Raw genomic sequence first — 24,718 nt, 5'->3', positions numbered from 1 at the left:
CCAGCTAAGCACCGGAACGCCAAAGAGCAAGGCACAGCAGCAATATGATTTTTGCTGCATTGAGAAGATCACCTTTCATCCCTACATTAGAAGAGCAAGGAAGCCGGAGCGCAGAAAATGACTGATATATTGATGGAAAGCCTTCCCGAAGATTACACCGTTGATGAGGTGCGCACATGGTTGCCGCCCTTTATTGCGCATGAAGCGGCCTTTGATGGATGGAGCGATGAGGCTCTGACCAACGCTGCCAATGGACAGGGCATAGACCCAGCGATTGCTCGCTTGGCTTTTCCTGATGGTGCTATTGATATGGTCGACCAATGGATCCTGCACATAGACGCAAAAATGCAGCGCGATTTCAGCGAAGACAAGCTGAGCACGATGAAAATCCGCAGCAAGATTACAGAACTTGTCTGGTATCGTTTCACATCAGTAAAGCAAGAAAAAGAAGCCTTGCGCCGTGCTATAGCTATTCTGGCCTTGCCGGTTAATCTCAAGCGGGCCGGTAAAATTTCATGGCGTACTGCTGACCTGATCTGGCGCATGGCGGGTGATACAGCCACAGACTATAATCATTATACCAAAAGAACCATTTTAACCGGCGTCTATTCATCGACCCTGATGCACTTTCTTGATGATGATAGTGAAGACCATGCCGAAACCCGTGCGTTTCTGGAACGGCGGATTGAGAACGTTATGCAATTCGAAAAGGTCAAAGCCAAATGGTTGAATACCGACCGGGAATCATTTGATCTGGCCAGTTTCCTTGGGCGGCTGCGTTATCCTGGCAAGAAATAAAGTTATCACGCACATTTGAATTGATAATCGTTTGCATTAACAGACACCTGCTCCTAAATATGTCACTATAACGAGTGGCATCCCGCATGCTCGACAGATTTGCGACTGGTGCAAACCAACCCCATGATTCTTGATAAACTCACCAACCATCAACCCGTGCGTATCGCCAATGTCGACTGGTCGTGTTTCCCAGAAGCCGAGGGACGCCGCCTGCGTGCATTGGGAATAGATGTTGGAGAGGAAGTTACCATACGTCAACGCGGCGTATTTTTCGGACGCGACCCCATTGCTTTGGAAATTGGCCGAGTCACCGTTGCCATTCGCCGCAAACATGCACTGGCAATCACAGTCGAACCGCTAGCGCCTACAACCGCATCGGACGAAACGCCATGACTAAGCAGCCACTCATCGCGCTGGTTGGTAACCCCAATGCTGGCAAAAGCGCATTGTTCAATGCATTAACCGGCGCACGGCAGAAAATTGCCAACTATCCCGGCGTAACAGTTGAACGCAAAGCTGGTCGCCTGACACTGGCAGATGGCGCATTGTGCGAGATTATTGACCTGCCAGGCAGTTACAGCCTCGACCCGACAAGCCCAGACGAAGCGGTAACCCGCAGTGTCATCATGGGCGAACAAGAAGGCGAAAATCGCCCCGATCTGCTTTTGCTGGTGCTTGATGCCGCCAATTTAGAGCAGCATCTCGCCTTTGCCCTTGAGGTTTTGGCGCTTGGCCGGCCGACGGTGATCGCACTGAATATGATCGATCTAGCCCAGCGTGATGGACTAACATTGGACCCGGCAGCGCTTAGCAATGCACTGAACGTGCCGGTGATCGAAACGGTTGCTGTGCGCAAACGCGGGCTGGATGCCTTAATCGACGCCGCTAATGCGACTTTGGCCAATGCGGATCCGACCAAAACACCCTTGCCCACGCAGCTAATGGGTGACAGCATAGCAGCACGCCGTAAAGCAGCACGCGCCATAACCCGCGACGTCATCATCGGTGAGACAGCGGGCCGCCGTTTGTCCAAACAGGCTGATCGCATATTGCTGAACAGTTTCTCCGGCCCGCTCATATTGCTCGGCCTGTTATTCATAATCTTCCAAGCGGTGTTCAGTTGGGCGACCCCCTTTATGGACGGTATTGAGGCTGGCATTGGTGCTTTGGGCGATGGCGCCAAAGCGGTTCTGCCCGAAGGCTTTTTTCGCGATATGCTCACCGAAGGAGTGATTGCTGGTATTGGCTCGGTAATCGTCTTCCTGCCGCAAATCATCATATTATTCCTGTTCATATTGTTGCTGGAAGCCAGCGGCTATATGGCGCGCGCGGCGTTTATCATGGACCGGTTGATGGCAAGCGTTGGCCTGTCCGGCAGATCATTTATCCCGCTCCTCTCCTCTTTCGCTTGTGCCATTCCCGGGATTATGGCCACGCGCAGCATTTCCGATGCCAAGGACAGGCTAACCACCATATTGGTTGCGCCGATTATCACCTGCTCGGCGCGTTTGCCGGTTTATACTGTCATTATCGGCGCTTTCATTCCCAATACCGAATTGGCCCCATTTGTGGGCTTGCAAGGCGTTGTGCTGTTCGGCCTTTATCTGTTTGGTATTGCTGGGGCGATGCTGGTCGCATGGGTGCTGCGCAGATCAGTAACCAAAGGCGATGCCGCTGGATTTCTGATGGAAATGCCCAAATATCAATGGCCGCGTCCACGCGATATATTGCTGGGTCTGTGGCAACGGGCATGGATCTTCCTGCGCCGCGCTGGAACCATCATCTTTGTCGCGACCATTGCTTTGTGGTTATTGCTAACCTTCCCGCAAAAGCCTGATGATGTTGCAGGAACACAATCCGATTATAGCGCAGCAGGGCGCATTGCCGCAGCGATTGAACCGGTTGTAGCACCAATAGGCTTTAGCCGCGATATCGCGCTGGCCATCATTCCCGCAATGGCCGCCCGTGAAGTTGCGGTATCTGCTCTCGCTACCACCTATGCCATTGATGCCGAAGATGAGGATGTACAGGCGCAAGAGCTAGGCGGCACTTTGGCCGGGCGCTGGTCATTACCCACGGCCTTGGCCTTTCTTGCCTGGTTTGTCTTTGCGCCCCAATGCATCTCCACCATCGCGGTGACGCGGCGCGAAACCAATAGCTGGCGCTGGCCGATCTTTATGACCGTCTATCTCTTCGCACTAGCATGGATTGCTGCGGGGATAACCTATTGGACCGCCCGTGCATTTGGCCTCTAATCGGGTTAGAAAATAGCATAACTGGTTTTCAATAAGGGAGCGCGATTCGTGGCAGGCTCGGTCAATAAAGTCATTCTCATCGGCAATTTGGGTGCAGACCCTGAAGTGCGCAGCTTTCAAAGTGGTGGCCGTGTATGCAATTTGCGGCTTGCTTGTTCAGAAAGTTGGAAGGACCGCAATACCGGCGAAAAGCAAGAGCGCACGGAATGGGTTTCAGTTGCTATCTTCTCCGAAGGGCTGGTCAATATTGCAGAGCGCTACCTGAAAAAAGGTAGTAAGGTCTATGTTGAGGGCAGTTTGCGCACACGCAAATGGCAGGATCAGCAAGGCAATGATCGCTACACCACAGAGGTGGTTTTGCAGGGCTATAATGGCACTCTGACCATGCTTGATAGCGCAAATAGTAGCGGCGGTGGCGGTTCCATGGGCGGTGGCTATGGCGGAGGTACCTCTGGAGGATCAAGCGGTGGTTCTGGTGGCTGGAACCAAGGCGGCGGCGGAAGCGGCCCAATGGACGGCAGTTCTGGCGGATCAGGGCCAAGCGGCGGCTATGATGATCTAGACGATGAAGTCCCGTTTTGATCCGCTAATGCGCATTTGCAAATAGTGACAAACATTAGCCCTTTGGCTTAAGCTGTTCCAACATCGCAAAGGGGTTGTCCTTTGGCACTTCGGTGACCAAGCCATGTGCCTTTGCAACATCTTCTGCATTGGGCCCCCGCGGAAACGGGTCTAGCTCTAGCGCCAAAGTTTGAGCAACGGCCTCTCCTATGTCGAAGCGACCATCAGCATAGATCATCACGTCACAATCATCACTATCAATTTCAAAACTGTCATCCCCGCTTTCCGTCTCTTGCTCCGGCAAATCTGAAACGGTTTCTGCGGGTTGAAAGACGATAGAGAAATCATGCGTGATGTTGGTTGAAAATGGTTCCAGAGAAACAACGCATTGCTGCACAATATCCGCTGACAATCGGCCAGTGGCTATTACCGCCGCATCATCATGCCGATAGCCAATAGTTGCCGACAACTCCTCAATAGCGATAATATCAAAACGTTTCGCCAATGCCGCTCTTTCTTGCGCAGTGGCGGATATTTTGGCCGGAGCGTCGCTCAACTGGCGAATATCAACAACAACGGAATATTCCGCTTGCTGTTTATCATTGTGGGAGGGTGCATTATCCATATGCATCAAACTAATATTATAGCCCTAATATCTGTCAGTCATAATGATGACCAGAGATCACCTGCAAAAATACGGTCCGTTGAATGGGCTTGAAGCCCTTCATAACGTGCGATTAAAGCATTACGCGTGCTGCGCAAGGCCTCTTGGCTAACGTCTTCATCTTCGTAAAGATTCCGCTTTAACAGTGCATCCATTGCCGTATTGCGATCATCACCTGATAGCAAAAAAGTTTTGCGGAACACTGTAAGGCGGCCACCCAATGCACTGACCATCTTGCCAATGCGTTTGCCAACCACAACATCGCCAATGCCTTGTTGACGCATCTGTTCATCCATATCGTCAACAAATAATTCGGTTATCGCCACGCTGGCTTCATCCTGCCCATCAATGGATTCCAACTTCAGCAGGACCAGAACTATCAGCGTAATAAGCATGTTGAAACGGCCGTTTATCGTGTCTTTAAGGCCGCCAGCTTCATACCAATAAGGGTTACGCGCTTCAGCAACAATGGCATTATATAGCGGCATAACCGCATCACGCCTGTCATCTTTGCGAAACAATCGCGAGAGCGGAGTAAAAATCGACCGCATCTAGTAATTCACTCCCCGTTAAAGTGTCATTTGTGACAATAAAGTCCATAACGCGCTTAGCAATATAAGGTTGCATAGCTTTGCCGGTAGAATCGGATATTGCTATTTGTGTGGACAGATGCGATGCGCAACAGATGATTGTGGACTCAGGGGTCCAAAGCGAAATTGCAGTTAAGGGATAAACCGAGCCGGTGGATATTATGAAACACAGATCATCCAAATCACTTTCCAGCACTTTGAAAACTGCATGCCTATTAGCAGGTTGCGCGGTCGTTCTTTCTGGTTGCACCCAAATTCGCGGCCACCAGGGCTATATTGCAGATCAGATATTGGTCAGCGCAATACAGCCCGGCGTCGATAATAAACGCTCTGTAGAAGATACGCTGGGCCGGCCAACATTTGTTGGTCAGTTTGACAAAAACCAGTGGTATTATGTCGCACGTGATACCCGTCAATTGGCATTTGCCCGCCCAAAGCCGAGTGCACAAACCGTATTGCGCATCGAATTTGATGATCGCGGCAATGTTGTTGGCGTTAACAAAACGGGTGTGGAGCTGGCTGTAAACCTATCTCCTGAAGGCGATAAAACACCAACATTGGGCCGTGAGCGCGGCTTCTTTGAAGATCTCTTCGGAAATATCGGCACAGTCGGTGCTCCCGGAACAGGCGGCGGCGCTGGCGCGCCCGGCAGATAATATCCTTAATTTTGGCCTGAGAAGGATCAAGTCTTTTTGCTATCTTCCGGTAATTTGCTGACCAGCAATTTGTCTATCTTGCGATTGTCCATATCGATAATCTCAAACTGCCAGCCCTGATCACTAAATTGCTCACCCTCTTTGGGCAGTCTGCGCAATATTGCCAATGCATACCCTGCAACAGTGGCGAAGTCGCGATTATCATCAAACTTGATGCCAGTGCGCTCTGCCATAACATCCGCAGCGAGGGCACCCGGCACCAAAAGGCTGCCATCGTTGCGTTCAATGATGCTCAAATCTTCGTCATGGTCCTGATCGGACACAAAATTGCCTGCCAGTGCCGACAGAAAGTCAGCCGGAGTCAGCAACCCGTCAAGATGGCCATATTCATCGCGAACCATAACCATGGCAACATCAGCACTTTGCAGCACACCCAGAGCATCCATGGCATCGCGTTGGTCCGGGACCGTCGCCGCAGGCAGCATCATTCCGCGCAAATTAGGTATCTTGCCTGACACCATCTCTTTCAATAGCTGGCGCACCTTTACGATGCCGATAATATCATCAACCCCGCCATCAGTGACCGGCAACAGGCTATGCGGTGAACGCTCCAGCAGCGCCAGAATTTCGTCTTTGCTCGCATTCACATCAACAGAATCAATTTCTGTACGCGGTGTCATAATTTCGCGGACGGGGCGATCCCCCAAGCGCACAACACCGGAGATAATCGCCCGTTCTTGTTCCTCAATAACTCCGGACCGAGTGGCCTCTGCAAAGACCATCTGCAATTCTTCTGCGGTCACCACATCATCGGATGACCGCCGCAAGCCCATAAGGCGGAAGATGAGTGCGCTTGTTCGGTCCAACAGCCAAACAACGGGCAAAGCAATACGCGCCAAAGCATCCATAGGCACAGCCATGGCCACTGCAATCCGCTCAGCAGAGCGCAATGCGATCTGTTTGGGAACCAATTCGCCGATAACCAATGATGCATAGGTGGTCACACCGATAACCAGCGCGAAACCGACACTGGCGGACATATCGGCTGCCAACCCCAAAGCCTGTAGCCGCTCACCCACTGGGCCGCCCAGGCTAGAGCCCGAATAGGCACCCGCCAAAATACCGATCAGCGTAATGCCGACCTGTACTGTTGACAAAAAGCGGCCCGGATCAGTGGCCAGTTTCATCGCCACACGTGCACCGCGATTGCCATCTTCGGCCATAGACGCCAAACGCGCCGTGCGGGCCGACACAATGGCCAGCTCCGACATAGCAAAAACGCCGTTGAGCAATATCAATAGCCCGATAATGACAAGGTCAAGCCAAGGAAAGGGAGACATAGTTGAATATCAGGTGATGAAAGAGGGAGAGCGTGTACGCCGCATAATCATTATGCCCTGCACCATGGCGTGGAAAGTTGCAAGTCTGGCATTGGTTATGCTCAAGGATATGATCCGAGACATGGTCGGAAATATCCCTAGGCTTGGGCCTAAACCTCTAAACCCTGTAACAGTCGCGGCAAACGCCCTGCTTCACCGCGTGCTTCACTGGCTACTATATTACGCAGTGCCGGCACACCGCCGACCATGGCCATACCGGCCTGACGGATTTTGCTGGCGGTTTTACCGGAAAGCCCAAAGATACGGGTCAGTCCATCCGTCGCTGCCGCCATCATGGTGACATCGCCATCACGCCAATTGCTATATCGCTCCAACTGCCCTGCATCGCCGCAATCAAGGCCCATGCGTACATTTTCTGCAACAATTTCGGCCAGACAGGCAACATCCCGCAACCCAAGGTTAAAGCCTTGCCCGGCAATGGGATGCAGCGCATGTGCACCGTCACCAATGACGACACTGCGCCCGCGCACGGGGTGGTTCACAACATGGAATGACAAAGGATATGTGACGCGTTCGCCAATGGGGGAAATATCACCAAATAATGGCTGTAATATCTTGTCAAGTTCTGCGGCGAAACCTCGCGGCGACAATGCGCCATAGCCTTCTGCCTTATCCGCAGGCAAAGACCATACAAGCGATGAGCGATGTTCATGCCCGTCACTCGCAACACCTGTTACAGGCTCAGCGTCGGGCAGTGGCAGCATCGCCAATGGACCATCAGCGAAGAACAGCTCATGCGCTACGCCGTGATGCGGCAGGCTGTGCCCGATGGTCGCGACAATCGCATGATGATCATATTGCCAACGTGTTGGCACAAAGCCTTTGGCATCGCGGTTGGATGATTGGCGTCCTTCGGCGATGATCAATAATGACGCCTCTATCTGTGTGCCATTGTCCAATCTGACTTTATGACGATGTGCATCTTCACTCTGTTCTGCAATGGCCGCACCAAAATGCCCGGTCACAAGTTCATGACTGGCCAGTGCATCAAACAAAGCGCTGGCGAGTAAAGCATTCGGCACCATCTGCCCCATCGCGCCTGGCTCTTCAGCATCGCCATCTTCACCGGCAAACCGCAGTGGTTTACCAGCAACTCTATCGCGCACTTCAATTGCATTGATAGGCTGCGAACTTGGTGCCAGAACATCTTCCAACCCCAAAGCGCAGAACATTTCCCAACTGGAGCGGATAATGGCCGTGGCGCGAATATCTCCGCCCTCTTGCTGACTTTCTCTTTGAGCAATGGCATCAGGGCTGCGCCGGTCAACGAGCTGCACAGAGACACCCGAACGCGCCAATGCCAGCGCCATGCTAAGCCCTATAAGACCTGCTCCTGAAACAATAACATCGCTGCTAATTGCGCTTTGCGGGGGGTTTTTTGCTGCCATTAGCTGCCTTTATCGCGATATGATTGTCTATGCAAAGAATTGGTGTCGCTCACCAGATGATTCAAGCCGCAGAAAACGTGACATTTTCGACTCTTGACGCGGAGTCCTCTGCCTGTGCATTATGGCCGCAACACAGCGACAGCCGCGCTAAGGGCAGTCGAACCGGACAATACGGAGTGCCTTATGGCGAGCAGGGCGATGACAAAAAGTGGGACAGGCAGCAAATCCCGATCAGCAAAAGCGGGTGATTGGCGCGCTATCATGCGCGAAAGTCTGGGCCGCAGCCTAGAGCTTATTGTCGCTGGCCTGTTGCTTGTCTTCATCGTGTTCTTCGCACTGGCGTTGATGAGCCATGAATTATCCGATCCATCACCCAGCACAGCAGCAGGCGGCCTTGTCAGCAATTGGATGGGGCGGCCCGGAGCATGGGTTTCCGATCGATCACTCTATCTTATCGGTCCGATTGCGGTTTTGCTCCTGCCCTTTATCTATGTCACTGCGCGGCGCTTATGGGATGGTGGCGATAACAAGATAAGGCTGCGTGACACCATATTGATGGGCGGCGGCTTGCTGCTTCTTGCGGCATTTATCGGCACGGTTTTTGAAGGGCGCGCAGGCGGTCTGCCCGCACAATGGGGCGGACTTACCGGCATTTTAGCCAATAAAGGCATTGGCGCGGTGCAATCTCAAGTGCCAGAGAATTTGCAAATCTGGGTAATGATTGGTCTGTCTGCGCTAGCGCTCATTATCGGTTTGTGGATGGTCTGGAAGGCTTTGCGCATTGAACGCTCGCTCTTCACCCCGCCACAGCCAAAATTTGCCGTCGCTCTGCCTAGTTTCTTAACCGGCATCACACTGCCATGGTCCCGCCATAGCGATGATGATGTCATCGCAACCGATATTGGCGATGTTACCGACAAGCAGGTCAAACCGCGCGATGCGTCAGAGAAGCAAGAACGCCGCGCTCCACCGGAAATTACTGAGCCATCTTTGCCGCCGCGCAAGGCGCAGCTTGGCCCGACCAGCCGTCAGGGCGATTTCTTTGGCGATTATGATCTGCCGTCACTCGATCTGCTGGACCAGACCGAAGCGCCCACTGGGCCAAAGCTCGACAAACTGGCATTGGAACGCAATGCGCGCTTGCTGGAAAATGTGCTCGATGATTTTCATGTTAAGGGCCATATAACCGCTGTGCGCCCTGGCCCTGTGGTCACCATGTATGAGCTGGAGCCAGCGCCCGGGATCAAAGCCAGCCGCGTTATTCAGCTGGCCGATGATATTGCTCGCAATATGTCGTCACTTTCCGCGCGTATCGCGGTTATTCCCGGCCGCAATGTCATTGGCATCGAGCTGCCGAACCAACAGCGCGATATGGTTGTGCTGCATGAAATGGTGGCCAGCCATCATTTTGCGGATAATCGCGGCCAATTGCCTATCATATTGGGCAAAAATATCAGCGGCGACCCGGTTATTGCCGATCTGTCCCCCATGCCGCACTTGCTGGTAGCAGGCACCACAGGCTCGGGTAAGTCCGTCGGCCTGAACTGCATGATCCTGTCGCTGCTCTATCGTCTAACACCTGACCAGTGCCGGATGATCATGATCGACCCCAAAATGCTGGAACTTTCCAGCTATGATGATATTCCCCACCTGCTCTCCCCCGTAGTGACCGAACCGGCCAAGGCCGTGCGCGCGCTGAAATGGGCGGTGGAGCAGATGGAAGAGCGCTATCGCATGATGTCATCTATATCGGTGCGCAATCTGGCCAATTTTAATGAGAAAGTGAAGATCGCCAAAGCCAAGGGCAAGCCATTAGGCCGTAAGGTGCAAACCGGCTTTGACCCTGATAGCGGCCAACCTATTTTTGAGGAAGAGCAGCTGGACTTTGAGCCATTGCCGCAAATTGTGGTAATTGTTGACGAGCTGGCCGATCTGATGATGACAGCGGGCAAAGAGGTGGAATTCCTGATCCAGCGATTGGCGCAAAAAGCGCGGGCTGCGGGCATCCACCTTATTATGGCGACACAGCGGCCATCGGTTGACGTTATCACTGGCGTTATCAAGGCGAACCTGCCAACGCGGATCAGCTTTCACGTCACCTCAAAAATCGACAGTCGAACCATATTGGGTGAACAGGGCGCGGAGCAGCTGCTGGGCAAAGGCGATATGCTCTACATGCCCGGCGGCAAACAGCTTAGCCGCGTGCATGGCCCCTTTGTGTCTGATGATGAAGTACGCCGCGTCGCCGACCATTGGCGCGCGCAGGGCCAGCCCGATTATGTTCAGTCTGTTACTGAAGAACCCGCTGATGGCGGCTTTGCACTAGATGGCGCAACGATTGACGATAATCCGGAAAATGAACGCTATCGCCGCGCCTGCCAGATGGTGTTTGAAAGCCAGAAAGCATCAACCAGCTGGCTGCAACGCCAATTGCGCGTCGGCTATAATACAGCCGCCCGCTTGATTGAGCAGATGGAAGAGGACGGCCTTGTCAGCGCCCCCGACCATGTCGGCCGCCGCGAAGTCTTCCGCGATAGGGATGGCAATCCTTTATAGGGCTTGATGGGGCAATGTGGCCGAACCCACTACTCGCTGGGTTCTGCGTCTTCTTTTAAATACCAAGGCGTTTCGCCATAAGGGAAAGGCTTTATGCCATAGAGCCAGCTAAAAGCGTCGCGCGCGCTGTGATGATAAATGGTGCTGTGCCATCATATTCGCCACATTTTCCGGATCAACTATATTGACTGTCTATTGAATAGCTGTATCTGCCTGTAAAGTATCTATACATTCTTTGAGAGGGTGCAAAAATGCATATCAATAACCAAACACCAAATTCTAACAATCATGATCTCAAATCATGGAGCACTCCTGTTTTGGTTAAACTGAACAAAAATGTTGATCAGGTTGAGCTTAGTTTAAATACAAACCTTGACGGTATTATCTCTGATGACAGTTAGGCTTATTATTTTGCGTATGTATGAGCGCAAGAAATAGAAGATATTCCGCCTAAATCAGCTTATTTACGGCCTCAACAAAGGGGCCGATGCTGACGGGTTTGGAGATATAGCCCTCTGCTCCGGCGGCGCGGATGCGTTGTTCGTCGCCGGTGCCGGCATAAGCAGTCACGGCCAGCACGGGAATAGTTTTCAGGGTCTTATCCGCCTTAATCGCTTCGATCAGTTCCAGCCCGCTAATATGCGGCAGCTGAATATCCATGATCATCAGATTGGGAATAAACTCACGCGCTTTGTCCAGCACTTCGCGGCCATCTGACACTGGCTCCACGCTATAGCCATGCGCGCGCAACAGATCGCAGAATAATTTGCGGTTCAAATCATTATCTTCGACCACCAAGATGCGTTTTGCCATTTTTTCGTCCTAAATTTATGCTCAGAGTTCACTGTGCTGTGTGGCTTTAGCCAGAGCCATTGCAACTATCACTTGCTGCAATAGCGCGATCATGCCACTTGAAACATGATTGGCCAACCACACATGATATCTTGTCTGTAGCTAGTCCTAACCAACCCGAATTGCCAGCCATCAATGCGCTGGCGATAGGCAAACATCAAGTGAGCACTGCCAAAATATGGCCGACCCTTTCCAAAAACAGCAATCACACAGGCAAAAGGAATATAGCTCTGCCGATGTCATTGCCTTGCAGGTTCTGGCCTGGGTGATTGGTGATGATAATCGCAGCCAAAGACTATTGGACATGACAGGCCTTTCGGTTGATGATCTGCGCGAACGGGCCGGATCACCCGAAGTGTTGTCGGCAGTGATGGGCTGGCTGGCATCGCATGAACCTGATGTGCTGGCCGCATCGGACGATCTTAACATTCCGCCGGAATATCTGGCGCGCGCAATATATGAACTGGACGGATAAACGAGCCTTATGACCAAACCCCTGCTGATTACTGATTGTGATGAAGTGCTGCTACATATGGTGGTGCCGTTCAGCGAGTGGCTCAATGAAGCGCATGATATCGAATTTTCGATGAAGGGCCGCGATTTTGCCAATGCATTGACTGACCGCAAAACGTCGGAGCCTGTTGCGCCAGAACGCATTTGGGAATTGTTGGGCGGCTTTTTCGACACCGAAATGCACAGGCAGCACCCCATTGCTGGCGCTGTCACCGCCATAACGGAAATTGGCAAAGTTGCCGATGTGGCCATTTTGACCAATTTGATGGACCATCGCCGTGATGCGCGGGCCGAGCAATTGGCCAATTTCGGTATTGCCCAACCTGTTTACACCAATCAGGGGCCAAAGGGCGAAGCACTGAAACGCATTGTCGAGGAATATCAGCCAAGTGTCAGTCTGTTCATTGATGATCTGCCACAGCATCACGGATCGGTTGGCGAGATTGTGCCGGATACATGGCGTTTGCATATGATCGGCGAACCTGAAGTAGCGCCGCATTTTGGCTGCGCGCATGAGGCAGGCAATGCCCATGCCCGTATTGACCAATGGGACGCTGCGCTGCCATGGATATTGGAACGCTTTTCCCAAGGAGAGCCTGCCTCTCCCCCGCAAAAAGCTGCTGCCTGAGCCGCTATAGCGGAGCCATTTTATAAAGGATACATTATGATAAAGGATACATTATGACCGGATTGATTGACGCACGCCTGAAAGAATTGGGCATCACTCTGCCAGAGCCAGCCGCAGCCGTTGCATCTTATAAGCCCTATGTCATTACTGGCGGACTGCTCTATATTTCCGGCCAGCTGCCCTTTGCGGATGGCACATTGATAACCGGAAAGCTGGGCGACCGTCTGGATGTAACCGCTGGTTTTAACGCAGCCTATTATTGCGGCATTGGCTTGATCGCGCAAATGAAGGCCGCCCTTGATGGCGATCTGGACAGAGTTGAAAAAGTCGTCAAGCTGGGCGGATTTGTAGCCTCTACCGCCGACTTCACTGACCAGCCAAAAGTCGTTAATGGCACGTCGGACCTGATGCAGAAAGTCTTTGGTGAAAAAGGCGAACATGCACGCAGCGCTGTGGGCGTTCCTGTCTTGCCGCTCGATGCCTCTGTAGAAGTAGACGCCATTATCGCCATTAGCGCCTGAGCCTTTATAGCCATCCATGAGCCAGAGTGACGTCATTCACGCCGCCATTGTCAGCAGTTTTGGCGATCTGGATCATGATGCCTGGGATCGGCTCAATCACGCTTGCGGTGACAACCCTTTTACCAGCGCCGCATTTTTGTCCGCGCTGGAAGAGTCCACCAGTGTTGGCCCCGGCACAGGTTGGCAACCGGCCTATCTGACCATCCATGATGCTGATGGCCAACTTGCCGCAGCTATGCCAAGCTATTTAAAAGGGCATAGTCAGGGCGAATATGTTTTTGACCATAGCTGGGCCCATGCTTTTGAAAATGCCGGTGGGCAATATTACCCCAAGGTCCAGATTACATCGCCCTTCACACCAGCAACCGGCCCGCGGCTGCTTTGCGCTAGTGACAAATGGTATATGCCGCTTATTGCCGGTGTGCAGAATTTCACGTCCCAAAATGGTTTCTCCTCTGCCCATGCGACATTTTTGAATGATGCAGAGCGCAGAATCTTTGATGAGGCCGGATGGTTGATGCGCAGCGATACGCAATTTCACTGGTCAAATCAGAATTACCGAGATTTCGATGATTTCCTCGCCACATTTGTCTCTCGCAAACGCAAAGCCGTGCGCAAAGAGCGCGCACGCGCACAGGCCGATGTTGATATTATACGGCTATCGGGCGCGGATATTACAGAGGCGCATTGGGATGCTTTTTGGATATTTTATCAGGACACCGGGATGCGCAAATATGGGCGCCCCTATCTGACGCGTGAGGCCTTTAGCCTGATGGGGCAGACCATGGCTGACAAGATTGTGCTGGTGCTGGCCTATCAGGACGGAGAGCCAGTGGCCGGCGCTTTGAACTTTCTGGGACCAGATGCACTATATGGCCGCTATTGGGGCTGTTCGCGCCATATAGACTGTCTGCATTTTGAATTATGCTATTATCAGGCAATCGATATTGCCATTGAACACGGCCTGTCACGCGTAGAAGCAGGCGCACAAGGCGGGCACAAATTGGCGCGGGGATATGCGCCTGTCACCACTTGGTCAGCCCATTATTTGCCAGATCGCGGCTTTCATAGCGCGGTGGCAGACTTTCTTGAACAAGAACGGCAAGCCGTTGCGCAAGATCAGGAATTTTTGGGCGCAATGGCCCCTTTTCGCAAAGGGAAATCTGATTAGATCTTAAGAATTGCTATTGTCAGTCTATGTCTGACAATGGTGACTTGTAGCAGCCAGCCAAACACGATGCTAAATATTTCCAACCAATATTCAGATTGGGTGTTTGGAAACATCAAAAATCAAAGGATTATATTATGAATATTCTTGAGTTTTGCGGCCTGCTTAGCGTCATCATACTATTTGGTATGCTCATGGTTTCAGTAGTCAAAAAATGACTAAATCGAGCAAATTACTTACGCAGCGCGTTGTTGGCGCACTTGGCCCAGCCATGCACGCGCCTGACGCTGTGCTTCTGCAATTTCACGTGCTGTCATCTCATCGGCAATTTCTGCGCGGCAATTTTGTGCTTCATCATGGCCATTCACTGCAGCCAGATTAAACCATTTATGCGCTTCAATCATATCCATGGTCAAACCATCAGTGCCGGTTGAATAGGCAACGCCCAAATCAAAATAGGCAGCGATGTCACCATTGGCAGCATCTGCCAATTTTGTTTCGAGCAGAAAGTTCGCGCTCTTCATACTATTAGCCATTAGTCATTTCCCCGTCTGTTTTCTTTCAAAGACAGGTTGACGTTCGGCTTAAGGTATCAACAAATGGTTAACAGCGCGGGGGGATTTGGAAACCTTTTGCGCAAAGTAGCGGGATTTTGCCGTTTTTTACAGTTGTTAGGAAATGTAAAAAGTTAATCTGGCTGATTATATGGTGGGCCAGAGGAGCGGCATATTGTCAATTAATCGGGTTTTTCCAATATGTGCAGCGACCAGAAGGCGCAATTCTGTGCCGCCCTTCAGCATGTCAAAATCCGGCACGGCCAGACTGTTCGCCACGCGCAATTCGGCATAATCACATTGATGAAAGCCGGCTTGCTCCAGCGCGTGCTGCAATGTGGCTAAGGCCTGATCCACCTTGCCCCCTGTCTGAATCTCAGCAATCGCCACCTTCATGGCATTGGGTAAAGTCACCGCAGACTGGCGCTGCTCAACGCTCAAATACGCATTGCGCGAAGACATTGCCAGTCCGTCCGCCTCTCTGATGGTTGGCACACCTTCAATAGTGACATCCATATCAAGGTCACGGACCATAGACTTTATGACCGCCAATTGCTGATAATCTTTCTCTCCAAACAGAGCGATATCGGGGTCCACCTGATTAAGCAGTTTACACACCACGGTGGCAACGCCGTCAAAATGGCCCGGCCGCTTTGCACCGCATAGGCCTTGTGCAGCCTGAGGCGTAGAAATCACCGTTTGGAAACCGGCCGGATACATGGTCTGAACATCGGGCACCCAAAGCAGGGCCGCGCCTGCCTCTTCCAGCAAGGCTTTATCTCGGGCCAATTGACGGGGATAGGCATCCAGATCCTCGCCTTCGCCAAATTGGGTCGGGTTGACAAAGATAGACACCGCAACATGGTCCGCGCGGCGCTTGGCCTGTTCCACCAGTGCAAGATGGCCATCGTGCAACGCGCCCATGGTCGGCACCAGAGCAAGCGATGCACCTGTATTGCGCAGATCTTTTGTGGCGGTGCGAAGCGACATAATGTCAGAAACTGCTTGCACTGTGAAACTCCCTTAATGTGAGACTTGCTTTGCTTAACCATCTGCGCGAAAAGGCGGTTGTGCGATGATCTCAAAAAGTCATGCGTGAATCGCAACGGGGCAATTACCATTATTATGGTCAAGGGGGCAATGAGAGTGATCGCCATTTGCGGTATTGGAAATAGCACATGGCTTTGACCACTCCGCGCAGTGACGGAGACCCCCATTATATTGTCTTCGCTAATGAAAAAGGCGGTACGGGTAAATCCACATCGGCTGTACATTTGGCGGTTTCTCTGGCCTATCGCGGATTTTCTGTCGGCGTTATTGATCTTGATCCACGTCAGCGGACATCTTACCGCTATTTGGAGAACCGCGCCGAAACGATGGCGCGTATCAAGGCTGATCTGCCCATCGCAAACTATGCAGTATTTGAATATGATAGTCTGGCCAGGCTGGACCAGATGATCGCCAAAGAAGGTCAGGGCCATGACTTTCTGATATTTGATACACCGGGGCGCGATGACAAATTTGCCCGCTATGTCGCCACTTGCGCAGACACATTGGTCACGCCCATGAATGATAGCTTTGTCGATTTTGATCTGATCGGCTCGGTCGATCCGCAAACTTTCAAAGTAAAGCGCATCAGCTTTTACGCAGAATTGATCTTTGAAGCGCGCAAAGCGCGTGCACAGAATAGCCAGAAAACCATGGATTGGGTTGTTATGCGCAATCGTGTGCAGCATGTCAGCGCACGCAATATGCAGCGTATGGAGGATGCATTGGCCCAATTGTCAAAGCGGGTCGGTTTCCGCATCATTCCAGGGCTAAGCGAACGCGTCATTTACCGCGAGCTGTTCCCTTCTGGCCTAACATTATTGGATAAGGGCTATCTGGGTGACCTTGGCACCAGTCATATTTTGGCACGGCAGGAATTGCGACAGATGGTGACTGCTCTGCACCTGCCCGGAACCCAAGTTGAAAAAATTCCTGCGCAAAAATCTTTCTTTTGACTATATTGGGCCTGCACCAATATTTTCCCATAAGTTAATTTGTAACAATACCGTTATAATAAGAATAATCGCTCCTATCATTCAGAAAGGCCATTTCATATGGGCAAGCCGAACAGCCATCAATTCCATGCTACATCATTGCGCGAATATGATATCCGCGGCATCATAGGTGAGACATTGGGCAAAGCTGATGCCTATGCTATTGGCCGTGGTTTTGGTACTTTAATTGCCCGTGCTGGCGGCAGCTGTGTTGCCGTGGGTTATGATGGCCGGGTCAGCTCACCCATGCTGGAAGAATCTTTGGTCAATGGACTGAATGATTCCGGCGTAGCTGCAGTGCGCATTGGCATGGGGCCGACGCCTATGCTCTATTATGCCGAATGCGTGTTAGACAATGTTGATGGCGGCATTGAAATAACCGGCAGCCATAACCCCGCCAATTATAATGGCTTCAAGATGGTCTTTCAAAACCGTCCATTTTTCGGTGCGGATATTCAGGAACTGGGCCGTATGGCGGCGACTGGTGATTGGATCGATGGCGACGATGCTAGCGCCGTCGCGGCAACGCGCGAGCTGGATATTATCGATCAATATGTTGACCGTTTGGTCGAAGGCTTTTCTGGCGACGCGATGCGCATTGGTTGGGATGCAGGCAATGGCGCGGCTGGCCATATACTGGAAAAGCTGGTCAAAAAACTGCCTGGTGAACATCATTGCCTCTATACTGAGGTGGATGGAAACTTTCCGAACCACCATCCTGACCCGACCGAAGAGGCAAATCTCGCTGATTTGAAAGCCCTTGTCGCGGACAAGAAGCTCGATTTCGGAGTGGCTTTTGATGGCGATGGCGACCGTATAGGCGCAATTGACGGTGAAGGCCGTGTAATCTGGGGTGATCAGCTGCTACAAATCTATGCGGCCCATGTTCTTCAGGAAGTGCCAGGAGCGACGATTATCGCCGATGTTAAGGCAAGTCAGGCACTGTATGATCGTGTTGATGAGCTAGGCGGTGAGCCGCTGATGTGGAAAACTGGCCACAGCCTAATTAAGTCCAAAATGAAGGAAACAGGTTCACCATTGGCTGGTGAAATGAGCGGGCATGTGTTCTTCGCGCATGAATATTATGGTTTTGACGATGCCCTTTACGCTGCGGTCCGGCTGATCACGGCAGCCACTGTGCTGAAGAAAAGCGTCACCGAATTACGCAGCGATATGGCCGAAATGATCAACACACCTGAAATGCGTTTTCAGGTCGATGAAAGCCGGAAATTCGCAGTGATTGACGAGGTGTTAGAGCGGCTGAAAACCAATGGCGCGGCAGTAAATGACACCGATGGCGCACGGGTCAATACCGCTGATGGCTGGTGGCTATTGCGCGCCAGCAATACACAGGATGTTCTGGTCGCCCGCGCAGAAGCCAGCAGCGAAGCCGGACTGGAACGGCTGATGGAACAAATTGATCAACAACTTGCCCTATCTGGCCTAGAGCGCGGGGAAAGCGTTGGGCATTGAGCCGCGCGACCTTCAAAAAACTTGCGATACTTTTTGGCACTTTCCTGTTCAGTCTAATGGCCGGTGTCATCGCCTTTGGCCAGATAGCCACGGCACCAACCAATTACAACGTTCCGCCCCTTGCAAACAATGAGCAACGACTGACGCTGCAGACAACCGACGGCGTCAGCATTGAAGCGAGCCTCTTTCCAGTCGAGGACAATAACGCGCCCGTTATCCTCTTGCTGCATGGCAATGGAGCTTCACGCGGTCAGTTTGGCGGGCACATCCCATGGTTGAACGAAGCTGGCTATACTGCGATGGCAATAGACTTTCGCGGCCATGGGCAGTCTGCTGCTGAACGGAAAAGTTTTGGCTGGAATGAAGCCAGAGACGCAGAAGCGGCTCTTACATGGATCAAAGCAGAGCGTCCTGACAGTAAAATTGGCGTGATCGGCATTTCATTAGGCGGCGCAGCGATATTATTGAGCAAGAATGTCGCAACCGAGGCAGACTCTATGATTTTGCAGGCCGTCTATCCCGATCTGGAGAGGGCAATTGGTAACCGTATATCGGTGCAAGGCCACCCCATTTTATCACCCATGTTGACACCATTGCTAACACAGCAGTCACGCTTTCGGTTTGGCGTTGCGCCTGACGCGGTAAGCCCGATCAATGCTGCAACACGTTTCCGTAATCCAGTGCTTGTAATTGGCGGCGAAAACGATGTTTATACGCCAGTAGCAGAGAGTGAGGCGCTCATGCAGGCCTTTGCCGGAAAGCACTGGTTGTGGATCGTTGGGAAGCTGGACCATGCTCAGGTTAGCGACCTTAACGATGCTGAATATATTCGTCGGGTCTTGCTGTTCTTCAATGAGACTCTGCGCGAATAGTTGAGGAAAATTGATCAACAGCTCGCCCTATCTGGTCTGGAGCGCGGGGAAAGCGTTGGGCATTGAGCCGCTTGGTGACGGCTTATTCACCTGCGGTCTTAACATAACCCTCTAGGCTTTGCCGCACCAAAGGCCCGATATCATTGCGCCATATGTCATTATGGCCCGTATCGATAAGTTTGACCGCACGCTTGGGCGACTTGGCGACATCAAACAGCCTTTGCCCCTCGCTGATGGGGATAAGCGTGTCCTCCTCGCCATGAATCCATAACAAAGGTGCAGCAATATTGGCGATACGGTCAATGCTACGATATCGGTCTCGGGCGATCAGCTTTGCAGGGACAAAGGGCGCTTTTTGCGCAAGCAGTTCGTCAAAAGCAGCATAGGGAGCTTCTAAAACCAGCCCTGCCACTTTTTGCTGTGATGCCAGCCATGTCGCTGGTCCGGTACCGATGGACTCTCCATAAACCACAATGCGCTCTGGCGCGATGCCATGGGATATTAGCCATGCATAATGCGCCTGTGCATCGGCATAGAAATTCTGCTCATTCGCATCACCTATATTGCCACCATATGCCGGATAACCCATGGCAAGCAGCCCTGCGCCGTCTTGCGTCAATTGTTTATAGACCGGCAAACGACTGCCGATATTGCCAGCATTGCCGTGAAAATGGATGATTACTGGCTTTGTTGGATCAGCCGGTGGCCGCCAATAGCTGGTCATCTCACCATCACCAATATCAGGCACAGAAATGCCCAAGGGCGCAAAGCCGAATTGCTCAACCTCAGCCGATGATGGCAAATTTGGGTCTGGATAATAAAAAAGGCTGCGTTGCATGGCCCATAGAGCGAGCACGATGATGCAATAGAGGGCCACTAGGGCGATCACTATATGCATCAGCCGTCTCTTCATCTGTCCAAAATCACCCATGTTGGTGCATGGTCGCTGGCTTTTTCGCGGCCGCGATGGTTTTTATCGACGCCGCATGCACTCAGCCGGTCTGCCGCTTGCGGGCTGAGCAACAGATGGTCTATGCGAAAGCCATTATCGCGTTGCCATGCGCCGCGCTGATAATCCCAATAGGTCCATATATTGCCTTGCGGGTGCCAATTGCCCAGCGCATCTGTCCACCCATCCGCCAGCAAGCAGCGATAGGCGGCGCGTGATTCCGGCTGCATCAGCGCATCAGACGCCATGGCGTTGACAGAGAACACATCATTATCGCGTGGGATAACATTATAATCACCGGCCAGAACCGCAGGCACTTCTTCTGCCCAGATTTCCGCCGCCCGCGCCCGCAAGCGCTTCATCCAGCGCAATTTATAATCAAATTTCGGGCCGGGCAATGGATTGCCATTGGGCAGATAGATGCTGGCCACACGCAGCGGTGACGCATCATCGCCAACAGTCACATCAGCCTCTAAATAGCGCGAATGGTCATCCTCTGGTTCGCCATCCAGCCCCCTTTTGGTTTCGACCGGCTCGCTCCCCTTGGCCAATATCGCCACGCCGTTAAAGCTTTTTTGGCCATGCCAGATGGCGCCATAGCCAATCTTCTCAAACTCCGCGATGGGAAAGCCCTCATCCTGCGTTTTGATTTCCTGCAAGCACGCAATATCGGGTTGCGTCTCCTCCAACCATTCAATCAGACGCGGCAAACGGGCCTTGATCCCGTTAATGTTAAAACTGGCAATTTTTATCATGCGCATGGTCTAGCGCCATTGCGCCCATGCTTCAAAGACATTTGCCAATTTGCGCACGCATATGCGGCATTGTTTAGACAGAAAAGCTGGAGCCACAGCCGCAGCCAGAGGCAGCATTGGGGTTGGTTACCTGAAAAGATGCGCCGCCTAGGCTTTCGACAAAATCAACCGCTGCACCGCGCACCAGATCAAGGCTGATTTCATCAACCACAAGCTTAACACCGTCGCATTCGGCAACTTTATCATCATCTTCAATCGAATCGGCCAAGCCAAAACGATATTGGAAGCCCGAACAACCGCCGCCTTCAACAGACAGGCGCAGCATGGCCTCTTTGCCGAGCTTTTCAGCAATTTGTGTAACGCGTTTGGCCGCGCCGGGAAGCAGTTGGATATCACTCATGAGAAATATATAAGCCTAAGCGGCGTAACTCTCAAGGTGTGATACGGATCAGGCCGCTTTCAAAGTTGTGAAGCTGGAGAAAATTGCCCGTGTCTGGGAGCGCGCACCCTGCAAAACTTCATCAATAATGCCAACGCTGGATTGGCCTTTTGAATCGGGGTATAACCGCCCTGCCATGGTCCAGCTAGGGAATTCTCTTACACCAATCGTCTCACTGCGAATGCCAACAACGCCGCTATGCCTGTCGTCAGCAATAATCCGCGCCATGCAGAAATCAATCGAGCTTTCAGGGCCTTCAATCAATTGCAGAAAGTTGATTCCATTATACACCAAGCATCCCGTAATATCATTTTTGGCGTTATAAGCGCGGCATTGTGACAGCAAATCATCCAATGCGGCGTTATCAAAAACTTCTTTGGCCGTGCTGATATACGTCACAGATTTCATGGCTTCCTCGACATTCTGACCATATGTTTGTGCTATTGTTACAACTGCTTAACGTAGAAAAGCAAGCAGCTTTACGACAAAAATCAAATTTTTTTGACACGCAAACTGTCAAGCCAAGCTGATCAATAAATATGCGAAACCAACAAACAAAAAGGCAAAGACCTGTTGGTCCCTGCCTCTATGTTTGCCCAAAGGCCATGATGTTCCTGTCGCCTAGCCCTTCTTGGCAGGGACTTTCTTTTTCGGTTTTTTGCCAGAACCGCGCGGCGGTGCAGCGGTGATTTCAAACGCCATCTGCTTGTCTTTCATATGCACAGAGACTTCGCCGCCTTGCGCCAATTTGCCGAACAATAGCTCTTCCGCCAAAGGCTGCTTGATCTTCTCTTGGATGAGACGACCCATGGGACGGGCACCAAAGAGTTTATCATAGCCTTTCTCAGCAAGCCATGCCCGCGCATCTGCATCCAGCTGGATATGCACATTCTGATCAGCCAATTGCAGCTCAAGTTGCAAGATGAACTTATCAACGACCCGAGCAACAACCTCTGGTGACAAATAGGTGAACGGGACAATCGCATCGAGACGGTTGCGAAATTCTGGCGTGAACATTTTCTTCACGGCATCTTCCTGCACATCTTCACGGTCATTATTGCCGAAGCCAATGCCTTCACGCGCCATATCGGCGGCACCAGCATTGGTCGTCATGATCAGCACCACATTGCGAAAATCAACGGTCTTGCCATGATGGTCGGTCAGCTTGCCATTGTCCATGACTTGCAACAGCACATTGAACAGATCAGGGTGCGCCTTCTCAATTTCATCGAGCAACAGCACACAATGCGGATTTTGATCGACAGCATCGGTAAGCAAACCACCTTGGTCATAGCCAACATAGCCTGGAGGCGCGCCGATCAAACGGCTAATCGAATGACGCTCCATATATTCTGACATGTCAAAACGCTGGAGCGGAATGCCCATGACACTTGCCAATTGGCGAGCCACCTCTGTTTTGCCGACACCTGTCGGGCCACTGAAGAGATAATTGCCAATTGGTTTTTCCGGCTCACGCAAGCCAGCTCGTGACAATTTGATAGCGCTCGACAATTTGCTGATCGCAACATCTTGCCCGAACACAACATGCTTCAAATCACGCTCAAGATGTTCCAATTGCTTGCGATCATCTTTTGATACAGATTTGGGTGGTATCCGCGCCATTGTCGCAATCACAGCCTCAATTTCGCGCGCAGTAATGGTTTTACGGCGACGAGAAGGCGGCATCAGCATCTGCATCGCGCCGACCTCATCAATCACGTCAATCGCCTTATCCGGCAATTTGCGGTCATTGATATAGCGCGCAGACATCTCCACAGCGGTTTTCAGGGCATCAGGCGTGTATTTGACCTTATGATGGTCTTCAAAGGCCGAACGTAAACCACGCAAAATCTTGATGGTGTCATCAATACTCGGTTCCGCCACATCGATTTTCTGGAAGCGCCGGAGCAAAGCCCGGTCTTTCTCAAAATGATTGCGAAATTCCTTATAGGTGGTCGAGCCGATACAGCGGATAGAACCGCCGGACAAAGCCGGTTTCAACAAGTTGGAAGCATCCATGGCGCCGCCAGAGGTAGCGCCCGCGCCAATCACGGTGTGAATCTCATCAATGAACAGAACGGCATGCGGCAATTTTTCCAACTCGGATACAACTTGCTTAAGCCGCTCCTCAAAATCGCCGCGATAGCGTGTGCCTGCCAGCAGAGCGCCCATGTCGAGAGAGTAGATCACAGCCTCCAGCAAGACTTCAGGAACGTCGCCTTCAATAATTTTGCGGGCCAAACCTTCGGCAATGGCTGTCTTACCGACCCCTGGATCACCAACATAAAGCGGATTATTTTTCGACCGGCGACACAAAATCTGTACAGTGCGATCCACTTCTGGACCGCGGCCAATCAACGGATCGATTTTGCCGTCCTCGGCCTTTTTGTTTAGATTGACGGTGAATTGGTCAAGCGCACTTTCTTTCTTGCTCTTGCCATCGCCTTTTGCGGCTTCCGCTTGATCTTCTGCGCCTTCGGGCGGTGTTGCACTGCCGGCCTGCCCACCCTTGCCAATGCCATGGCTAATATAGCTAACAGCGTCGAGACGGCTCATATCCTGCTGCTGCAGAAAATATACGGCATAGCTTTCCCGCTCTGAAAACAGGGCCACTAATACATTAGCACCTGTCACAACATCGCGATTAGAGCTTTGGACATGCAGCAAGGCGCGTTGCACAACACGCTGAAAAACCGAGGTCGGCGCTGGCTCTACATCTTGATCGACTTTCAGTGATTCCAACTCACGGTCGAGATAATGCACCAAAGTGTCATTCAGCTCTTCCAGATCAACGCCGCATGCACGCATCACTTCGGATGCATCTTCATCGCTGACCAGCGCGAGCAGCAAATGCTCTAACGTGGCATATTCGTGGCGCCGCTCCTTAGCATTGTGCAATGCCAGATGGATGGTTTTTTCCAGCGATTCTGTAAATGAAGGCATATTCTCGTTTTCTCTTTCGATTCACTACGGCCAATCAGCGCATAAATTCGGCATTTTGCAAGGCCAAAAACGGTTTTGACACAGTTTTGCCGTAACCTGTGTTCTCACGGCAAATAACATAATAGATTTACCTGATACCCA

At 51.8% G+C, this 24,718-nt stretch carries 25 protein-coding genes; 13 read left to right on the top strand and 12 right to left on the bottom strand.

From position 1 onward, the window contains the following. The first annotated feature begins 117 nt into the window (after window positions 1-117). The 4 genes from ACR9YC_RS00975 to ssb all read left to right on the top strand — a co-directional run bounded on the left by ACR9YC_RS00975 (window position 118) and on the right by ssb (window position 3,635). Window positions 118-798 carry a COQ9 family protein gene (locus ACR9YC_RS00975; RefSeq protein ID WP_438728821.1) on the top strand — a complete coding sequence of 227 codons (681 nt, stop codon included), beginning with the start codon at window positions 118-120 and terminating at the stop codon, window positions 796-798. A 123-nt stretch (window positions 799-921) separates the two neighbouring features. Further along, window positions 922-1,191 (top strand): FeoA family protein, encoded by a 270-nt coding sequence (locus tag ACR9YC_RS00970; protein ID WP_438728819.1) that lies wholly within the window; start codon window positions 922-924, stop codon window positions 1,189-1,191. Next, entirely contained in the window at window positions 1,188-3,053 is a 1,866-nt protein-coding gene (gene feoB / locus ACR9YC_RS00965; protein WP_438728817.1) for a ferrous iron transporter B, read from the top strand. Before ACR9YC_RS00970 ends, feoB begins: the two co-directional genes overlap by 4 nt. A gap of 48 nt (window positions 3,054-3,101) precedes the next feature. Then, window positions 3,102-3,635, top strand: coding sequence for a single-stranded DNA-binding protein (ssb, locus tag ACR9YC_RS00960; protein ID WP_438728815.1), 534 nt, complete (start codon window positions 3,102-3,104; stop codon window positions 3,633-3,635). A gap of 34 nt (window positions 3,636-3,669) precedes the next feature. On the opposite strand, the gene ACR9YC_RS00955 is transcribed toward ssb, so the two are convergent. Then, entirely contained in the window at window positions 3,670-4,239 is a 570-nt protein-coding gene (locus ACR9YC_RS00955) for a YceD family protein (protein ID WP_438728813.1), read from the bottom strand. Between the two features lie 38 nt (window positions 4,240-4,277). After that, on the bottom strand, window positions 4,278-4,829 hold the full coding sequence (locus tag ACR9YC_RS00950; RefSeq protein WP_438728811.1) for a ubiquinol-cytochrome C chaperone family protein: 552 nt from the start codon (window positions 4,827-4,829) through the stop codon (window positions 4,278-4,280). A 200-nt stretch (window positions 4,830-5,029) separates the two neighbouring features. Between ACR9YC_RS00950 and ACR9YC_RS00945 the strand changes: the two genes are divergently transcribed. Next, entirely contained in the window at window positions 5,030-5,524 is a 495-nt protein-coding gene (locus ACR9YC_RS00945) for an outer membrane protein assembly factor BamE (RefSeq protein WP_438728809.1), read from the top strand. Window positions 5,525-5,550: 26 nt separating this feature from the next. On the opposite strand, the gene ACR9YC_RS00940 is transcribed toward ACR9YC_RS00945, so the two are convergent. Then, on the bottom strand, window positions 5,551-6,864 hold the full coding sequence (locus ACR9YC_RS00940) for a hemolysin family protein (protein ID WP_438728807.1): 1,314 nt from the start codon (window positions 6,862-6,864) through the stop codon (window positions 5,551-5,553). Window positions 6,865-7,013: 149 nt separating this feature from the next. Next, a complete protein-coding gene (locus tag ACR9YC_RS00935; RefSeq protein WP_438728805.1) occupies window positions 7,014-8,312 on the bottom strand; it encodes an FAD-dependent monooxygenase in 1,299 nt (432 codons plus the stop codon). A 198-nt stretch (window positions 8,313-8,510) separates the two neighbouring features. Here ACR9YC_RS00935 and ACR9YC_RS00930 point away from each other — a divergent pair, with 198 nt between their 5' ends. Next, window positions 8,511-10,868 (top strand): DNA translocase FtsK 4TM domain-containing protein, encoded by a 2,358-nt coding sequence (locus ACR9YC_RS00930; protein ID WP_438728803.1) that lies wholly within the window; start codon window positions 8,511-8,513, stop codon window positions 10,866-10,868. Window positions 10,869-11,318: 450 nt separating this feature from the next. Here ACR9YC_RS00930 and ACR9YC_RS00925 read toward each other — a convergent pair whose 3' ends face one another. Then, window positions 11,319-11,681: a response regulator gene (locus tag ACR9YC_RS00925; RefSeq protein ID WP_438728801.1), complete on the bottom strand. Its 363-nt coding sequence runs from the start codon at window positions 11,679-11,681 to the stop codon at window positions 11,319-11,321. 217 nt (window positions 11,682-11,898) lie between these two features. On the opposite strand from ACR9YC_RS00925, the gene ACR9YC_RS00920 reads away from it, so the two are divergent. From ACR9YC_RS00920 to ACR9YC_RS00905, 4 genes are read left to right on the top strand one after another with little or no spacing between them, the layout of a single operon-like run. Continuing rightward, entirely contained in the window at window positions 11,899-12,195 is a 297-nt protein-coding gene (locus ACR9YC_RS00920; protein WP_438728799.1) for a DUF3572 domain-containing protein, read from the top strand. Between the two features lie 9 nt (window positions 12,196-12,204). Next, window positions 12,205-12,861, top strand: coding sequence for an HAD family hydrolase (locus ACR9YC_RS00915; RefSeq protein WP_438728797.1), 657 nt, complete (start codon window positions 12,205-12,207; stop codon window positions 12,859-12,861). A 53-nt stretch (window positions 12,862-12,914) separates the two neighbouring features. Beyond that, window positions 12,915-13,382 carry a RidA family protein gene (locus tag ACR9YC_RS00910; RefSeq protein WP_438728795.1) on the top strand — a complete coding sequence of 156 codons (468 nt, stop codon included), beginning with the start codon at window positions 12,915-12,917 and terminating at the stop codon, window positions 13,380-13,382. Window positions 13,383-13,398: 16 nt separating this feature from the next. After that, window positions 13,399-14,553: a GNAT family N-acetyltransferase gene (locus ACR9YC_RS00905; RefSeq protein WP_438728793.1), complete on the top strand. Its 1,155-nt coding sequence runs from the start codon at window positions 13,399-13,401 to the stop codon at window positions 14,551-14,553. Between the two features lie 233 nt (window positions 14,554-14,786). Here ACR9YC_RS00905 and ACR9YC_RS00900 read toward each other — a convergent pair whose 3' ends face one another. Both ACR9YC_RS00900 and panC read right to left on the bottom strand, forming a co-directional pair. After that, window positions 14,787-15,086: a hypothetical protein gene (locus tag ACR9YC_RS00900; protein WP_438728791.1), complete on the bottom strand. Its 300-nt coding sequence runs from the start codon at window positions 15,084-15,086 to the stop codon at window positions 14,787-14,789. Window positions 15,087-15,251: 165 nt separating this feature from the next. Further along, window positions 15,252-16,115 (bottom strand): pantoate--beta-alanine ligase, encoded by an 864-nt coding sequence (gene panC, locus ACR9YC_RS00895; protein WP_438728789.1) that lies wholly within the window; start codon window positions 16,113-16,115, stop codon window positions 15,252-15,254. A 167-nt stretch (window positions 16,116-16,282) separates the two neighbouring features. On the opposite strand from panC, the gene ACR9YC_RS00890 reads away from it, so the two are divergent. From ACR9YC_RS00890 to ACR9YC_RS00880, 3 genes are all read left to right on the top strand, one after another. Further along, on the top strand, window positions 16,283-17,107 hold the full coding sequence (locus ACR9YC_RS00890) for a division plane positioning ATPase MipZ (RefSeq protein WP_438728787.1): 825 nt from the start codon (window positions 16,283-16,285) through the stop codon (window positions 17,105-17,107). A 99-nt stretch (window positions 17,108-17,206) separates the two neighbouring features. Beyond that, a complete protein-coding gene (gene pgmG / locus ACR9YC_RS00885) occupies window positions 17,207-18,619 on the top strand; it encodes a phosphoglucomutase/phosphomannomutase PgmG (RefSeq protein ID WP_438728785.1) in 1,413 nt (470 codons plus the stop codon). Next, entirely contained in the window at window positions 18,616-19,491 is an 876-nt protein-coding gene (locus ACR9YC_RS00880; RefSeq protein ID WP_438728783.1) for an alpha/beta hydrolase, read from the top strand. The genes pgmG and ACR9YC_RS00880 overlap by 4 nt, the downstream gene beginning before the upstream one ends. 82 nt (window positions 19,492-19,573) lie before the next feature. On the opposite strand, the gene ACR9YC_RS00875 is transcribed toward ACR9YC_RS00880, so the two are convergent. The 5 genes from ACR9YC_RS00875 to clpA all read right to left on the bottom strand — a co-directional run bounded on the left by ACR9YC_RS00875 (window position 19,574) and on the right by clpA (window position 24,577). Continuing rightward, a complete protein-coding gene (locus ACR9YC_RS00875) occupies window positions 19,574-20,389 on the bottom strand; it encodes an alpha/beta hydrolase (RefSeq protein ID WP_438728781.1) in 816 nt (271 codons plus the stop codon). An 11-nt stretch (window positions 20,390-20,400) separates the two neighbouring features. Further along, a complete protein-coding gene (xth, locus tag ACR9YC_RS00870) occupies window positions 20,401-21,192 on the bottom strand; it encodes an exodeoxyribonuclease III (RefSeq protein ID WP_438731894.1) in 792 nt (263 codons plus the stop codon). Window positions 21,193-21,268: 76 nt separating this feature from the next. Then, the gene (gene erpA, locus ACR9YC_RS00865; protein WP_438728779.1) at window positions 21,269-21,595 is read right to left on the bottom strand and encodes an iron-sulfur cluster insertion protein ErpA; all 327 of its coding nucleotides are present in this window, start codon (window positions 21,593-21,595) and stop codon (window positions 21,269-21,271) included. A 48-nt stretch (window positions 21,596-21,643) separates the two neighbouring features. Continuing rightward, window positions 21,644-22,042 carry a BLUF domain-containing protein gene (locus tag ACR9YC_RS00860; protein WP_438728777.1) on the bottom strand — a complete coding sequence of 133 codons (399 nt, stop codon included), beginning with the start codon at window positions 22,040-22,042 and terminating at the stop codon, window positions 21,644-21,646. A gap of 213 nt (window positions 22,043-22,255) precedes the next feature. Beyond that, on the bottom strand, window positions 22,256-24,577 hold the full coding sequence (gene clpA, locus ACR9YC_RS00855) for an ATP-dependent Clp protease ATP-binding subunit ClpA (protein WP_438728775.1): 2,322 nt from the start codon (window positions 24,575-24,577) through the stop codon (window positions 22,256-22,258). Window positions 24,578-24,718 lie beyond the last annotated feature (141 nt).

This window comes from Parasphingorhabdus sp. DH2-15, from assembly GCF_051668705.1.
GTDB lineage: Bacteria > Pseudomonadota > Alphaproteobacteria > Sphingomonadales > Sphingomonadaceae > Alterisphingorhabdus.
Note: the sequence above shows the minus strand (reverse complement) of the source record. Positions and strands in the feature narration are given on the sequence as shown.